We start from the raw sequence: 14,972 nt of genomic DNA, 5'->3' as shown, positions 1-14,972 counted from the left end.
CGAGGGCCTGGCTCAGGCTGCTGTGGTGAACACCGTCAGTACGCCGGTGTAGCCGTAGAGGTCGTGGCCGGCGATTTCGCCGGCGGCGAAGAAGCCGGCCAGTGGCACTTCGCCCAGTGCGTGGCGCACCAGCTGCAGTTCGGCTGAGCTGCCGCCGAACAAGGCGCCGCCGCGGCCGGTGCAGCTGATGTAGACCGCGCCGGCCATGCGCTGGCGGGGGCCGACCAGGCCGCTGGCTTCGAGGTCGTCGCTGCCTTCGACCTCTTCGCGCAGTTCGGCGCAGATGCGCACCAGGTCGCGCCGCGCGGCGTCGGCATCACGCCTGCAGAAGGCCAACTGCATGCCGGGCTGCACAAGGTCGGCCACGGCGACGGCATGGCGGCCCGGGTCCAGCCCGATCAGGTGGCGCACGCGGGTGTGCTGGCCAAACTGGCCGCCCAGGCCACGCGCCTGCTCGCCGGCATCGGTCAGGCCTGCCAGCGTGGCGCGCAGGCGCTGCATCAGCGGCTCGGGCGGCGTCAGCGCCACACCCAGGTCGGCCAGCAGCAGCGGCAGTGCGGGCTGGCCGTCCAGCTGCAGCACCAGGTTGCGGTCGGCCTGGGTGACGGTGCGCACCGGGCCCAGCGGCACGCAGCCCTGGGTCACGCGTGACAGCAAGGACACCTCCCGGCCAAAGGCCACGCCAGAGAGGCCGCCACGGAACACGCCGTCGGCCAGCTGCAGCGTGTGCACCTGGCGTGCGCTGGACAAGCCGCCAAACAGGTAGCGGCCACCCGTGCGCTCGGCCAGTTCGACCAGCAGCTCGGCCAGCTCGGGCGTGGCCGGGTCGGCATGCACCAGCGCGCTCCAGGCACCGGTCTGCCAGGTTTCGTCCAGCGGGCGGCGACCGTTGAAAACCTGGAAGCTGGCGGGCGCCAGGTCCAGCATCAGCATCACCAGCGCCGGCTCGTCCTGGTACTCCACGCCACAGGCTGCCACGCCGGTGCCAATGGTGCCGACCACGCTGAGCCCGGGCCAGCGCGCCTGCGCATCGGCCAGCAAGGCCTCGGCCTGGCGTGCGTAGGCTTCGGTCAGGTACATCAGCGCCAAGGTGGGCCGGAACTCGGGCCGCAGCTGACGCTGGGCTTCCAGTTGCGCGGCCACCAGCGCCAGCGCCATGCGGGCGTCGGGGTGGGTGGCATGGGCTTGCAGAAAGCCTGACAAGCCGGTGTCATTCATGGTGGCAATTCATCGTGGGGGAAACACAAACGGGTTCAAGGGCCCGCCCGGCCTTTGCGGACCTTGGCTGCCGGCGCAGGCGCTGCGGCCTTGGGCGCAGCAGGCTTGCGGGCCGCGGCCTTGCGCGGCGCGGCGGTCTTCCTGGCGGCGGCCGCAGGCGCGGGCGTGGTGGCGGCCTGGCGCGACGTCTCTGCAATCGCCGAAGCAGCGAGTTCACCGAACTGCTTGGTCAGCGCACTCCACCATTGCATCGGGTCCACGACGCCAGGAGGCGGCCCTTCGACCTGCGCAGCAGCCGCAGGTTCGGGCGCAGGCGCCGCCGCAGCCGGTGGCGGCGGTGGTGGTGGCGAGGCAAAAGCGGAAGCGAACGCCGAGGGTGCCCGGCTGGGCGCCGCGGCCTGCGGCTTGAGCATCATCGACTCGCGCAGGTCGCTCATCGAGACGTTCATGGTCTTGAGCGTCGACAGCGTCATGCGCTGCACTTCCAGCGCCTGGATGGTCGTGCCCAGCAGGCGCGCGTTCTGCTCCAGCCAGAACTGCACCGTGCGAAGTTCGTTGATGCGCTTTTCCAGCTCTTCGAGGTTCAGCGTCGGCGCGACCCACTGGCCCATGGCCGGCATCGCGGCACCGGCGTTCTTGACCATGCCTTGCAGGAACTCGAAGCCTGGCACCATCTTCATGAACGAGGGGGTTTCTGACATGGGCGCTGTCTCCTGTTGGTTTCTATTTCGAGTGGGCCGCACGGCCTGACGATGCCGATTCTGCGCCCGGCCCCGGGGGCGCGGTGAAGCTCACCCACTCGACTTCGTAGCCGCGCGCCTTCAGCAGCGCCGGCAGGCCGTGCGGGCCGATCATGTGCAGGCTGCCAACGGCGACGAAGACGCCACGCGCGCGCTGGTGCAGCCGGGCGATGGCCGCGGCCATCGCCACGTTGCGCTCGTCCAGCAGCTTGCGCATGGCCTGGCGCTGCTCGGCGCTGTTGAGGCAGTCGCACCACTGCGGGTAGGAAGCCAGCGTGGCGTAGTCGCTCGCGGCCCAGGCGTTGACCAACCGGCGCAGCGTGCGCTGGGCCTGGCCCTGGGCGAGTTCGTCCAGGCCTTCGCCAACGATGGTGGCGCGGGCCGCGGCGTCGTCGCCCAGCAGCAGCTTGATCTGGCGCTCCGGGGATTCCAGCGAGTGCACTTTCTTGCCCATGCCATGCGCCATGCTGGCGAGGAAGTTGTCAACGCCCCAGCTCGGGTCCAGGCCTTCGCTGCGCAGCACCAGCGCGGTCAAGGTGGCCACGCGGATCTCCGGCCGCAGGCCTTGCAGCGCGCCGCCGAGACAGGCCTGCTGCTCGGCCTTGCCCAGGCGCTCGGCCAGCGCGGCGGGCAACAGCGGGCCGTCGGCCGGCTGGCGGGTCAGCGCGGTCAGGCGCTCGATGATCAGCGGGTCCAGCAGGTCCAGCTCCAGCGCCAGTTCCTGCGAGCCGCGCAGCGCAGCCATCACCGCAGGGCCGGGGAACATCCAGTCGCGCTGGGCGACGTGCACGGTGCCGTAGAGCCAGGAGGTGCGGCCATCACGCTTGAGCTTCCACAGCAGGCCATGGTCGCGCGCCTGGGCCATGGCCTGGCGGACTTCCTCGGCGGTGGGCTCGACCGGTGCTGGCGGGCAGGCCGGGTCGACAGGCTGGGACGCCGCTGGCGCAGGCGCCGAGGCGGGCGGCTCGGCAACGGGATCGGCGGCGGTTGCCGGCAAGCCGAAGCACGCGGAAAGCAGCAGGGCGCTGTGGGCCAACAGGCGGCGGATCGGCAAGGCCATGCGCTTATTCCACCTCGGTGACGCTGTGTTCGATGGCGCCGAAGACGCTCAGGCCGTCGCGGCCCTTCAGGTCCACGTACAGCGTGTCGCCGTATTGCGCGAAGGCGGTGCGCACCTCGCCGGCCTGGGCCTCGCGGGCGCGCTGGTCGGCCAGGCAGGCCACGCCCTTGGCCGGGTCCTGGTTGCTGACCGGCCCGCTGCCGACCAGGCTGCCGGCCCCCAGCGGCCGCTGGCGCGCCAGCTGGGCGACGAGCTGGCCGAAGTGGAAGCTCATGTCGCTGCCGGTGTCGCACTGGCCGATCTTGCGGCCGTTCCAGCTGACCTGCAGCGTGGCCGAGACCTTGCCGCCCTGCCAAGCCTCGCCGAGTTCGTCGGGCGTGACGGCGACCGGACCGAAGGCCGTCATCGGCCAGCCCGGCAGCAGGCCGGCACCCGTGGGAGCAGCTTCGCGACGGCACCAGCTGGTGCAGAGCAGCAGCAGGCGCACGGCGTCCAGGCCTTGCGCGCTGGAGGCACCAGCGGCCACGTCGCCTGTCATCACCGCCAGGCCGGCCTCGAAGTCCAGCCCGCCGTCCACGCCAGCGAAGCGCTGCTCCGCGCAGGGTGCGAGGAACTGGTCGCTCGCGGCCGGGGCCAGCAGCGGCTCGCCGAGCAGGGCTTCGGGCAAGGCCTCGCCGCGTTGCGCATGGGCCAGCCGCAAATGCTGCAGATAGGCCACGCTGCTGGCCCAGTGGTATGCGCGCGGCAGTGGCGAGAGGCATTTGGCCGGCTCGAACGGGAAGGCATGGCGGGCCTTGCCGTGGTTCAGCGTGATGGCAAGGTCCTGCAGCTGCGGCGACAGGAAGTTCCAGTCGTCCAGCAGCTGCTGCAGCCGGCTGGCGATGCCGGTGGCGTAGTGGGCGGTGCTCAGGTCGCGCGAGACGACGACCAGTTGCCCGTCACGCGAGCCGTCTTGGTAGGTGGCGAGTTTCATCAGAATGCGGAAGTGGCGCGACAGTATTGTCCAATGCGCCTGTGACCACGCAGAACGCCCTTCCGCCCTCGCCCGCCGCCGCCCGTCATCGCGGTGTGCTGCTGGGCATCGTGGCCGCCGTGCTGCTGGCGCACGGGCTGCTGTTGCCGGCACCGAACTGGCGCGACTGGCGCTGGACGCCGCCGGTGGTGCCAACGAAGCGCAGCGCCAGCGTCACGCTGGCCGCCGTGCGGCTGCCGCCGCCTATCGCGGCCGCGCCAAGCGCGCAACCGGCCACAAAGCCGAAGCCACCGCCGCAAACCGCGGCCCGGCCGCCTGCCGTGGCCAGCACCGCGGCCTCCGCGGCGCTGGAGACTTCGCCGGACAACATCGCGCAAGAAGGCGCGGAACCCGGCCTGCCGGACATCGGCGGGCTGATGCCGGAACTGCCGACGCTCACGCTGCCGCAGCCTCTGCAACTGCGCTACAGCGCGCAGCGCAACGACGGCCAACCCGGCCAGGCCGAGCTGCTGTGGCAGCCCGATGCACAGGGCGAGCATTACACGCTGCACTGGCAGGTCAGCCTGCCAGGCGGGCGAGGCGAGCAGGACTGGCAGAGCAGCGGCGAGCTGGGTGACCAGGGCTTGCTGCCGGTGCGCATGGTCGAGCGCAAGCGCGGCAAGGACCAGCATGCGGTGAACTTCCAGCGCGAGAAGCAGCTGATCAGCTTCTCCGGCCCCAGCGGCATGCAGCGCCTGATGCCAGGCACGCAGGACAGGGCCAGCTGGCTGCTGCAGCTGCCGATGATCGTGCAGGCGCTCGCGGGGAGCGACGGGCTGGGAGTGGGCGTGGGCACGCTGGTCACGCTGCCGGTGGCCACGGTGCGCGGCGACCTGGACTTCTGGCAGTTCGAGGTGCAGGCCGGCCCGCCGCTGCAGTTGCCGAACCAGGCCCACCCGCTGCCCGCCTGGCGGCTGGTGCGCGAGCCGCAGCGGCCGTATGACCAGCGCATCGAGGTCTGGCTGGCGCGCGAACGCGACATGTTGCCGGCCCAGCTGCGCTTCACCACTGTGCCGGGAGAGAACAGCCTGACGCTGACGCTGCTGGACGGCCTGCCGCCGCCAGCCGAGACTTCCGCCTCGGCGCCGCCGCCCGGCCACAGCACCAGCCCTTGAATTCGGCCGGCGGGCCGGCATCTGCAGGGCAAGACCCCCACTGGAGCGCCTTGATGCACATGCTTTACAACTCCGACAGCTTTGCCGTGCTGGAGATCGACGTGGCCGAGCTGGCGAGCGGCACCCAGGCGGGTGAGCCTTCCGACAGCGGCACCAGCGGCTACGAGATCGTCGACAAAGCGGCCCGCAAGGGCATCTTCCTCGACGGTGAACTGGCCCGTGGTTTCCGCGCCCGCGCCCAGGCACTGGTGCAGGAAGAGGCCGACGAGGACACGCTGGAAGCCTTTGTCGCGACCTACGCCGGCCTGGCCCAGCAGCCGATGGCGCTGCACTGACGCCATCTTGCCGAGCTGAAGGCAGGCCGCCCGGGGCTTGCCGACCCCTCACGGCTGCGCCAAGATCGGCCTCGCCGGGCCGCATGGCCCGTTGCTGCGAGGCAATCCATGGTCGAACGTGTGCCGGAATCCCAGCTGCTGCTGTCGCCAGGCCTGAGCCAGGCGCCGGTGCTGGACCGCATGTGCTCGCATTTCGTGCTCGCGCTCACGCTGGCCCAGGTCAGCCGCTTCCCGCTGCGGCGCGACTGGAGCGCGCTGCTGAGCCTGACCGGTCGCCACCTGGTCTGGCCCCAGGCGGTGCTGCACAGGCTGCGCCGCTTCCTGCAGCGCCGCGGCCTGCCACAAGGCCCCTGGCTGGGCCACGAGCGGCTGGACGACGCCACCTTCCTGGCCCGCCACGGCGCCTGGAATGGCCCGTACGAAGAAGGCACGCTGTTCTTCTACCTGGACGACTACCTCAAGGACACGCCCAAGGACCTGATGGCCGTGCTCAGCGCCACCGCCGACTGGCTGGCGCGCGACCTGCAGAAGCACTCGACCCTGGTGCAGCAGAACATTGCCGCTCTGGGCCAACTGCTGCAGCTGAACCCGGCCGAGCGCGCGCTGCTGCTGTACGGCACGCTGGCACGCTACCAGCGCGAGCTGCGCGGGCTGCTGCTGGAATTCAAGGTCTCCAGCGCGCAGGAGGCGCACGCGGCGCTGGCGCGCGTGGCCGGCGTGGACGCACGCGAAGTCGCCGAGGCGCTGCGCGCCGGCTCGCGGCTGGAGCGCATCGGCATGGTCGAGAACCTGATTTCCGAACACAACGTGACCGACCTGGCGGACCTGATGAAGGTCAGCGAACAGCTTCCCACGGTGCTGATGCGCGAATACCGCGGGCCGGACGACCTGATGGCCGTCTTCACCCGCCCGGCCCGCGCCACCGAACTGAAGCCGGCCGACTTCTCCTTCGTGGCCGACGACGTGCAGGTGCTGGCCGGGCTGCTGCGCGAGGCGGTGGCGCAGCACGCGGTGGGCGTCAACATCCTGCTCTACGGGCCACCCGGCACCGGCAAGACCGAGCTGGCCAAGGTTTGCGCCCAGGCTGCCGGGCTGGCGCTGTACGAGGTGGAGCATGCAGACCGCGACGGCAACGCACTCTCAGGCCGGGACCGCTACCGCTCGCTGCAGATCAGCCAGGCCTTCCTGAAGGGCCACGCGCAGGTCGCGCTGCTGTTCGACGAGGTGGAAGACGTGTTCCCGCCGCTGCATGGCGACACCGCGCAGCTGCTGGCCAGGCTGGACGCGGGGGACAGCGCGAGCGCCAGCGTCTCCGGCAAGGCCTGGGTCAACCAGGTACTGGAGAGCAACCCGGTGCCGGTGATCTGGGTGACCAACCGCATCGAGCAGATCGACCCGGCCTTCCGCCGCCGCTACCAGTACCACCTGGAGCTGAATTCGCCACCGCCGGGCGCGCGCGAGGCACTGGTGATGCGCGCGCTGGCCGGATCGGATGTGAGCGCAGACTTCACCGCCAAGCTCGCCAGCCGGCGCGGCCTGACCCCGGCGCAGCTGCGCACCGCCGTGCGTTTTGCGCAGCTGGCCGGCGCCGGTGCCCAAGGCCATGCCGCGGCCACCCATGCCGGCCAGCCGACGATGGAATACCTGATCGAGCGCCAGCTGGCACATGCCGACAAGGCGCTCGGCCACAACGCTGGCGGCGGCCGCCCGGCGCGCAGCATCGTCACCGACTACCAGCTTGGCCTGCTGAACCTGGAAAGCCGCTTCGCACCGGCCGCCATCATCGAGGCGCTGCGCCGCCGCGGCCACGGCGCGCTGTGCTTCTTCGGCCCACCCGGCAGCGGCAAGACCGCGCTGGCCGAGCACCTGGCGGCCGAGCTGGGCAAGCCTTTGCTGCAGCGCCAGGCCAGCGACCTGGTCAGCAAATACGTGGGCGAGACCGAGCAGAACCTGGCGCGCATGTTCGAGGAAGCCGCGGCCGAAGAGGCGGTGCTGCTGCTGGACGAGGCCGACAGCTTCCTGCGCAGCCGGCGCCTGGCCGAGCGGCACTACGAGGTGACCGAGGTCAACGAGATGCTGCAGGGCATGGAACGCTTTGCCGGCATCTTCATCTGCACCACCAACCTGTTCGAGGACCTGGACGAGGCGGCACTGCGGCGCTTTGCGTTCAAGGTGCGCTTCCTGGCGCTGCGGCCCGAGCAGCGCGAGCAGATGTTCGCCGCCGAGGCGCTGTCGGGTGAGGCCCCGGCGCTGACCGGCGAGCAGCGCCAGCGCCTGGCCGCGCTGGACCAACTGGTACCCGGCGATTTCGCCGCCGTGCAGCAGCAGGTGCAGATCCTCGGCGCGCCCTTTGCACCAGACGAATTCCTGGCCCAGCTGGAAAGTGAACACCGGGTCAAGCCCGAGGTGCGCCAGCGCCGCGGCATTGGTTTCATGCGCTGAATTGCACGCCGTCCCGCAGGGCGCCCGGTGGTGAGCGCGGATTCATGCCGCGGCGGCGGTGGCTGATCGGCCAGCGCCTCGAATGGGGCATCGAAAAAGCTTGCGAACCGCTGCTCACGCACCGCCCACGGCAGTGACGCCAGGCGCACGGGGTTCTGGCGGCGAGGCGATGCGTGGCCGCCCGGGGAAAGCCCCAGGCCGGCCAGGTTTCACGCGGCAGCGCGGGCGCGGCGGGCTGCGACCGCGCGGGTCAGCGTGCGCAGCACGGGCTCGGTGTCGGCCCAGCCGATGCAGGCGTCGGTGATGGAGACGCCGGTCTTCAGTGGCTGACCGGCGACCAGGTCCTGCCGGCCTTCTTCGAGGTGGCTTTCGATCATCACGCCGGTGATGCGGTGGTCGCCAGCCGCGATCTGCGCGGCCACGTCCTCGCCGACGTTGATCTGCCGGCGGTGCTGCTTCTCGGAGTTGGCATGCGAGAAGTCGATCATGACCTGCTCGCGCAGCCCGCTCTTGCGCAGCACTTCGCACGCGGCCTGCACATGCTCGGCGCCGTAGTTGGGCTGCTTGCCGCCGCGCAGGATGACGTGGCAATCGGCATTGCCGCGGGTCTCGAAGATGGCGGCCTGGCCCATCTTGGTCATGCCCATGAAGGCATGCGGCGCGGCGGCGGCAACGATGGCGTCGGACGCGACTTTCACGCCACCATCGGTGCCGTTCTTGAAGCCCACCGGGCAGGACAGCCCGGAGGCCAGCTGGCGGTGGCTCTGGCTCTCCGTCGTGCGTGCGCCAATGGCGCCCCAGGAGACCAGGTCGGCGATGTACTGCGGGCTCAGCAGGTCCAGGAACTCGGTGCCTGCCGGCAGGCCCAGCGCGGCCACGTCCAGCAGCAGCTGGCGGGCGCGGCGCAGGCCTTCGTTGATGCGGAAGCTGCCATCCAGCCGGGGGTCGTTGATGTAGCCCTTCCAGCCCACCGTCGTGCGCGGTTTCTCGAAGTAGACGCGCATGACGATCTTCAGCTCGCCGGCCAGTTCGTCGGCCAGCACGCGCAGCTTGCGTGCATAGGCCAGCGCCTGCTCGTGGTCGTGGATGGAGCACGGACCGACGACGACGATCAGCCTGTCGTCCTCGCCGGAAAGCACCGCGGCCAGCTGGTTGCGGGCCTGCTCGACCACCGCTTGCGCCGCAGCCGGTGCCGGCATGTCGTCCAGCAGCAAGGCGGGCGAAATCAGCGGGCGGACCGCGCCGATGCGCAGGTCGTCGACCCGCGTGGTGTCGTGGGTGGCGGGCGGGGGCAGCAAGGAATCGCCGCCCACTTCGTGATCATGCTGCCAGTCATCGGGACGGTTCAACGCGGGCTCCTGTGGGCTTGGCCGGAAAAGCCTGCGATTATCCCCGCCGGCCCAGCGCCGTGCGGCACGCGGCACACTGGGCCCCAGAACGAGCGGCCCACGGGCCTTCGTCTTTTGTCACAGCAGACTTTCTCCGTCTCGCTGTTTTTTTACTTCAGGAGCCTCAGCGTGATCCTCGAACTCGCGGACATCCGCATCCATCCGGGCCAGCAGGCCGCTTTCGAAGCGGCCATCCAGACAGCCCTCAGCACGGTGATCAGCAAGGTGGAAGGCGTGCAGCGCTTCAACGTTCACCGCGGCATTGAGAGTGCAGAGCGCTATGTGCTGCAGATCGTCTGGGACACGCTGGAAGCGCACACCGTGGGCTTTCGCCAGTCGCCGGCCTTCGCCGACTGGCGTGCCATCGTCGGCCCGTTTTTCGCCGGCCCGCCCACGGTCGAGCACTTCGAGCTGGTCACGCAGTCCTGAACGGAAACGGCCCTAGGCGCTGGCCAGGGCCGTGGCGCTGACGCGCTGTGCCAGCCAGCGCGAGAAACGGCCGGTTTGCTGGGCGTACTCCGCGTCGAGCGCGGCCCGGCTGCTCACCGCCTGGGTGTGCAGCGCTGTCAGGCAGCCCACCGGGTCCGGTAGCAGCGTGTCGAACAGGTAGTCCACCAAGGCTTCGGGCGAGTCCAGCACCGGCAGCGTCCACAGGTGGGCCAGGCCTTCTGCGCCGGACGGGGTTGTCAGCACCGGTTTGCCGAAGGACAAGGGCTCCACGGTCTTGATCTTCAGGCCGGTGCCGCCCACCATCGGGTTCAGCGCCAGGTCGATCGCGTCGTAGAAACCACCCAGCTCTTTGACGAAGCCGATGTTGACCAGCCCCGGCATCTCGCGCACATGGCGGCAGATGCCACCCGCGACAGCGACCTGGAACGGCAGCACTGGCGCCTTGCGCGCCAGCGCGGCAACAAAGGCCTGCATGCTGCGCACATTCCAGTCGTTGCCACTGCCCACGTAACCCAGCCTCAGCCGCGGCACCTGCGCCGGCGGCTCGAATGGGCGAACCTGCGCTTCCACATAAGGCAGGTACAGCACATGACGATGCCCACGCGCCGCCATTTCCTGCGCCTCGCCGCGCTGGATCGCCAGCACCGCGTCCGCCATGCGGAACGCACTGTCTTCCTCGGCCAGCGTGGTGCTGAACCAGCTCGGCTTCATGCCCGCACGACGGTATTTTTCGCTGCGCTCGGCAAACAGGTCGTGGCTGTCCAGTACCTTGACGACCTCGGAGCCGAAGCCTTTCAGCAAGGGCGCATACCAGACGTAGTTGACGTGCACCACCTGGTAGCCGCGCAGGCGGTGCATCTCCTGGCAGACCTGCGCCAGCGCCGGGTCATACCAGTCAGACAACAGCGCGAAATGGCCCTCGCGAATGCGCTTGGACGCCCGCGAAGCCAGCACCTGGACTCGGCCGAACTCGGCCTGCATGGCCTGCGAGAGCCCTGCGTCCAGCCCCTCCTCGTTGTGATAGACGAGGTCGATCTCGTAACCCAGCCGGCGATAGACGCCGACCAGCTGCATGATGCGCCGCGAGTTGCCCTGGTCAGCCGGCATCAGGCGGTTGAAGGTCACGAGCAGGACACGCGGCCGCTGCACTGTCATGGCTGCAGCTCCAGGCTGAATTCGGCGGCGCCGATGTCACAGAAGTCGTCAGGTGGCAAGGCTGTCGGGGGCAAGGTCAGGTGCAGCAAGGCCTGCCCGCCAGGCTTGGCCGCCGGGAACGTGAAATCCACCAGCGCGCCGTGCTCGGTGTAGTGGACCGCGGCCGGCGGCAGGTCCAGGCCCTGAAACGCGGCATGCAGATCGTCGATGCGGCTGCGCACATTGCGCAGCAGCAGCCGTGCGCGATTCGCCCCCGCCCAGGGCAGGACCACGCTGGCTTCGCCGCGCGGCCCGAACACGGCGCGATCCTGCACCAGCACATGGTGCAGCATGGGCTCGGCCAGCGTGGCAATGCAATTCACCGCGACCGGGCGGAACTGCAGGCGCGGGCATGCCCCTGACTCCGAGGCCTGCAAAGAGAGGCCTGCCGGTGCGCGGCCCGCCGAGGCCGCCAGCAAACGCCTGGCCAGCGACAGCTCATAGCCCGCTTCGAGCCGCAATGCCTGCCCTGCCGCCGCCAGCGGACGGCCCACCAGCAGCCGCCAGCCCCTGGGCGCGGGCAAGGCCAGCCACTGACGCGACGCGCCCTCGACACTTTCCCAAGCCGGCAGGTCCTCCTTGCCGGCGACGAGCCAGGGTTGATCGAACCGAAGCTGGGCCATCAAGGGCTGAAGGGCCTGCAGCGATTCGGCACGGTGGGGCAGAACAAGCACGCCGAGTGCTGCGCGGCGCACCAGTTCCAGCGCTTCGCCAGCGCGCTTGTCCAGGCCCAGGCGAAGGCGGGTCGCCGGCAGGCGATGCGCAGCGGCATGGAAGTCCGCCCACGGCGACTGGTGAGGCTGCAACCACGTGGTGGGCAGGCCCTGCTCCAGCACCGGCAGCCAGCGGTGGTCCTCGTGCACGACCACGGCCGGCCCGGCGGTGGTGGCCGCGGGCACCAATGCGGCGGCGATCAGGTCCAGCCAGGCTTCAGCGCTGCTCAAGATCCGGCCCCCACGGTCGGTGCAGGAGCCGCGCCCACGGGCTGCGCCATGCGCCACGACTGATCCAGCCAATCGCGCAGGCCCGGGTAGAGCAGCGCGGGCGCCAATGCCTGTTGCCGCGTGGCCTCTTCGGCTTGCCGACTCGCGCGGGCAGCCGCGGTGTCACCCTGCCACTGGCGGAAGGCGCGCAAGATGCCTTCGACCAGTGCCGGCACACAGGGTCCGCCCACCGGCACCGTCCGGACCTGAGGCGACTGGAACTCGGGGTAGGCGCCGATGTCGACAGTCAAAACCTGCCCGCCACCCAGTGCCGCGCGCGGCAGGATGCCGGACGACTCGCCATAGGTCGGGTAGCGCAGCACGAAGGACAGGTCCGCACGACCGAGCAGCACGTCGAGTTCCTCTGCGTCCAGGTAACCACTGACCTCGGGGCCATCACCCTCGGGCCACCAGGCGGCAATGCGCTGCGACACCGGGTATTCATCGGCCCGCTCCTCGCCAGCCAACAGCAGCTGGCTGCCAGGGCACTGCGCCTGGACCTGGCGAAAGGCAGCCAGCACTTCGTAAAGCATCTTGTTGCCGGTCAGAAAGCCCGGCACCAGCATCAGGAACGCATCCGCCGAGACGCTGAACTTCGCCAGCACCTCGGCGCGACGATCCGCCGGCAGGGTTGGCGGTGGCAGCACGAAGTGCGGCATGCGCAGCAACGGGCGCCCCTGCTCGGCGCCCAGCGGCAGACCGTGAACCGCCCCACGCAGGCGGCGCTCGGCATAGCGTGTGTGCACCATCAGGCCCTGCCCGGAGCCGACCACTCGGCGAAGCATCAGGCACTCCTGGTACAGCAAGCCGGGCGTGCTGTGCAGCGCGCCGTCACGCTGCAGGAACTCACCGGGAATTGCATGACCCTCTTCCGCCAGCCAATGCCCGAACAGGCTGTCGGCCCGGGCGCGCTGCAATGCCAGTTGGTGCAGGTAGAACAAGGACACGTCGTGCACGATCACTGCGCCGGGGAAGGCGCGAAGGTGATCGAGCATGTAGACGCAGTCGCCGTTGTTGCCGAGGTTGAACAGCGTCTGCGCTGCGGGGTCGGGCTGAAGAGCAAGGAATTGCGCCTCGCTGAGCACCGTGATCGGCAGCGCGGCCAGCGCCTGCTGCGCGTCCGGCAGAAGCCGGGCCTGTGTCACGGTGTGCAGGTCGAAGTCCTGCGCCAACAGGGCCAGGTACTCGACCAGGTAGTCGGCCAGGCCGTTGCGCTGCGGTGGCAGCGGCGAAAACACGTACAGGCGGCGACGAGCGCGCAACACGCTCGCTTCAGCGACAGCCGCCTGTTTCGGCGTCGCCGGCTGGCGCCGTCTCATCGGCCCAGGCGCAGGCCGAGCCGGCTCAGCGCCGGCGGCGGGCTTGCCGGCGCTGCGCGGGCGGCCAGTGCCATCTCCACCGCAGCCAGGGCCTCGCGCTCGAAGTTGGCCCGCTGCATCGTCAGCATCTCGGAGCAGATGCCGACGATCTCGCTCTTCAGCAGCGCCAACCGGGCAGGCAGTGCCTCACTGGGCTGGGACATCATCAAGTGGTTCAGGAAACCGACCTGGGCCTCCAGCGCCACCACGCGGCGCTGCAGTTCGCTCTCGCCCTGCGCCCCGAGTTGGATCGGGTAGACCGCCAGCGGCTGGCCATCGCGGCCGGTCACGTGCAGCAGGTTGCGCCCTTCGCTCAGCACCTTGACCGGCAGGTCACAGAGGAAGAAATGCGCGCGCGCGTCGCCAGCGCTGTCCAGCCACAACCGCTCCGGGGGCCCTTCGTTGAGTCGCCAGTACAGAGTTGGCTGCCTGCCGCTTCCCAGCTTGTCCAGCACTACCCCGTGCAATGCGCCATCGCGCACACCGCGGAACTGCACTTCGTACAGCAGGTCCAACGGCGCACCGTCGGCCATGTGCAGCAATTCCTGCGGGCCTTGCAGCGCATGTTCGAACACGAGGTCGCCACGCGTGCTGCGCACCGTGAGCCGGACGCTGTCCTGGCCCAACTGCGATGGCAGCAGACTGCCCGAAGGCACGCGCAGCTCGAACGCACACGCTTCGCGCGACGGCAGCGGCAACCCCGCCAAGGCCTGCGCCAGCTCGAACACCGAGCGATTGGCCACCGCGGTGGATACCACGCGATCGTCCAGCGCGAGCTCGACCACGTCGAAGACCTCGCCCGCATCTGCCGGAACCGAAAACCCGATCACACGGGCCTTGGCCCAATCGATTCGCGCGCCGTGCGCCGCCATGGCCACGACGCTCACGGCGCCACCTCGAAAATGCCGTCGGAATCCGACGAAGCAGCCAGCGCCGACTCTGTCGCCTCATCGATCAGCAGCACAGCAGAAAGTCGCCGCAAACTCATCGTGCTGCGGACCTCAGGTGCAAAGATCACATGGAAGGCGAACTGCGAGACTTCTGCCGGCACCCACGGCCCCAGATCCAGGTCGAAGCTCATGTCGGCATCGGCAGGCAACTCAAAGTCGCGTTGCCGCTTTTCGCCACTCACCGTCCAGTCGCAGCGCAACTTGGCCGTCATCGCAGGCGTTGTCTGTACTTGCGCTGACAGCATCAGCAGTGCTTTCCCTGGACGGCTTTGGGCCACCAGCGATCGAGCATCGAAGGCCAGTGACAACCAGGTCCCGTCAAATTCGGCGACCTGCGCCACCAACCCATAGCCAAGCCCAGGGCCTGCATTCGTTCCGAGGGCCAGCGGCTGCTGCAGGACCTGCAGATAGCCGCCGCGGCGATCGCTGTAGAGCGACACGCCGGCCGCTACCGCGGTTCCACTCGCAGGTTGGAGCCGAACAGGTGCTGCTTCGGGCAACTCGAAACATGCGGGGACAAACAACAATTCCTGCCGGAGGCCCTGCTCGCCCGCTTCTTGACACGGCCCAGCGCCCACCAGCGCGCAAAGCTCGTCCACGGTCTTGTTCATGCGACCCTGCAATGAACGCAGTTCCAGCGTCAGCTGCCTCAGCTTGACAACGCGTGATGGATCGACTGGTCTCAACTTTGTCACCTCAAACCGGGTCAATGGCAGGCCTCTCGACG

Annotated in this window: 14 protein-coding genes; 4 read left to right on the top strand and 10 right to left on the bottom strand. The window is 69.5% G+C overall.

Annotated features, from left to right (window positions below):
- Positions 1–12 precede the first annotated feature (12 nt).
- From LRH25_RS00775 to LRH25_RS00760, 4 genes are read right to left on the bottom strand one after another with little or no spacing between them, the layout of a single operon-like run.
- Positions 13–1,218, bottom strand: coding sequence for an FIST signal transduction protein (locus LRH25_RS00775; RefSeq protein WP_231010023.1), 1,206 nt, complete (start codon positions 1,216–1,218; stop codon positions 13–15).
- Between the two features lie 35 nt (positions 1,219–1,253).
- Positions 1,254–1,919, bottom strand: a complete 666-nt coding sequence (locus tag LRH25_RS00770; protein ID WP_231010022.1) for a PhaM family polyhydroxyalkanoate granule multifunctional regulatory protein — start codon at positions 1,917–1,919, stop codon at positions 1,254–1,256.
- Between the two features lie 22 nt (positions 1,920–1,941).
- Positions 1,942–3,018 carry a TraB/GumN family protein gene (locus tag LRH25_RS00765; RefSeq protein ID WP_231010021.1) on the bottom strand — a complete coding sequence of 359 codons (1,077 nt, stop codon included), beginning with the start codon at positions 3,016–3,018 and terminating at the stop codon, positions 1,942–1,944.
- A gap of 4 nt (positions 3,019–3,022) precedes the next feature.
- On the bottom strand, positions 3,023–3,991 hold the full coding sequence (locus tag LRH25_RS00760) for a fumarylacetoacetate hydrolase family protein (RefSeq protein WP_231010020.1): 969 nt from the start codon (positions 3,989–3,991) through the stop codon (positions 3,023–3,025).
- Between the two features lie 41 nt (positions 3,992–4,032).
- Between LRH25_RS00760 and LRH25_RS00755 the strand changes: the two genes are divergently transcribed.
- The 3 genes from LRH25_RS00755 (at position 4,033) to LRH25_RS00745 (ending at position 7,922) form a co-directional block, all read left to right on the top strand.
- Positions 4,033–5,145 (top strand): DUF3108 domain-containing protein, encoded by a 1,113-nt coding sequence (locus tag LRH25_RS00755; RefSeq protein ID WP_231010019.1) that lies wholly within the window; start codon positions 4,033–4,035, stop codon positions 5,143–5,145.
- Positions 5,146–5,198: 53 nt separating this feature from the next.
- Complete coding sequence (locus LRH25_RS00750) at positions 5,199–5,480, top strand: BTH_I0359 family protein (RefSeq protein WP_141290983.1); 282 nt, start codon at positions 5,199–5,201, stop codon at positions 5,478–5,480.
- A gap of 108 nt (positions 5,481–5,588) precedes the next feature.
- Positions 5,589–7,922 (top strand): ATP-binding protein, encoded by a 2,334-nt coding sequence (locus tag LRH25_RS00745; RefSeq protein WP_231010018.1) that lies wholly within the window; start codon positions 5,589–5,591, stop codon positions 7,920–7,922.
- A 209-nt stretch (positions 7,923–8,131) separates the two neighbouring features.
- Here LRH25_RS00745 and LRH25_RS00740 read toward each other — a convergent pair whose 3' ends face one another.
- Positions 8,132–9,271 carry a 3-deoxy-7-phosphoheptulonate synthase gene (locus LRH25_RS00740; protein WP_375142147.1) on the bottom strand — a complete coding sequence of 380 codons (1,140 nt, stop codon included), beginning with the start codon at positions 9,269–9,271 and terminating at the stop codon, positions 8,132–8,134.
- A gap of 168 nt (positions 9,272–9,439) precedes the next feature.
- On the opposite strand from LRH25_RS00740, the gene LRH25_RS00735 reads away from it, so the two are divergent.
- Entirely contained in the window at positions 9,440–9,739 is a 300-nt protein-coding gene (locus tag LRH25_RS00735) for an antibiotic biosynthesis monooxygenase family protein (RefSeq protein WP_141289610.1), read from the top strand.
- 12 nt (positions 9,740–9,751) lie between these two features.
- Here LRH25_RS00735 and LRH25_RS00730 read toward each other — a convergent pair whose 3' ends face one another.
- From LRH25_RS00730 to LRH25_RS00710, 5 genes are read right to left on the bottom strand one after another with little or no spacing between them, the layout of a single operon-like run.
- The gene (locus LRH25_RS00730) at positions 9,752–10,915 is read right to left on the bottom strand and encodes a glycosyltransferase (protein WP_141289609.1); all 1,164 of its coding nucleotides are present in this window, start codon (positions 10,913–10,915) and stop codon (positions 9,752–9,754) included.
- On the bottom strand, positions 10,912–11,898 hold the full coding sequence (locus tag LRH25_RS00725) for a hypothetical protein (RefSeq protein ID WP_141289608.1): 987 nt from the start codon (positions 11,896–11,898) through the stop codon (positions 10,912–10,914). Before LRH25_RS00725 ends, LRH25_RS00730 begins: the two co-directional genes overlap by 4 nt.
- Positions 11,895–13,202, bottom strand: a complete 1,308-nt coding sequence (locus LRH25_RS00720; protein ID WP_141289607.1) for a glycosyltransferase family protein — start codon at positions 13,200–13,202, stop codon at positions 11,895–11,897. The genes LRH25_RS00725 and LRH25_RS00720 overlap by 4 nt, the downstream gene beginning before the upstream one ends.
- A gap of 50 nt (positions 13,203–13,252) precedes the next feature.
- Entirely contained in the window at positions 13,253–14,182 is a 930-nt protein-coding gene (locus LRH25_RS00715; protein WP_231010017.1) for a hypothetical protein, read from the bottom strand.
- Positions 14,179–14,856: a hypothetical protein gene (locus LRH25_RS00710; protein WP_231010016.1), complete on the bottom strand. Its 678-nt coding sequence runs from the start codon at positions 14,854–14,856 to the stop codon at positions 14,179–14,181. The genes LRH25_RS00715 and LRH25_RS00710 overlap by 4 nt, the downstream gene beginning before the upstream one ends.
- Positions 14,857–14,972 lie beyond the last annotated feature (116 nt).

Origin of the sequence: Ideonella azotifigens, assembly GCF_021043325.1 — a bacterium.
In the GTDB taxonomy this organism is placed as follows: domain Bacteria; phylum Pseudomonadota; class Gammaproteobacteria; order Burkholderiales; family Burkholderiaceae_C; genus Ideonella; species Ideonella azotifigens.
This window is presented reverse-complemented; position numbering and strand designations above follow the sequence as displayed.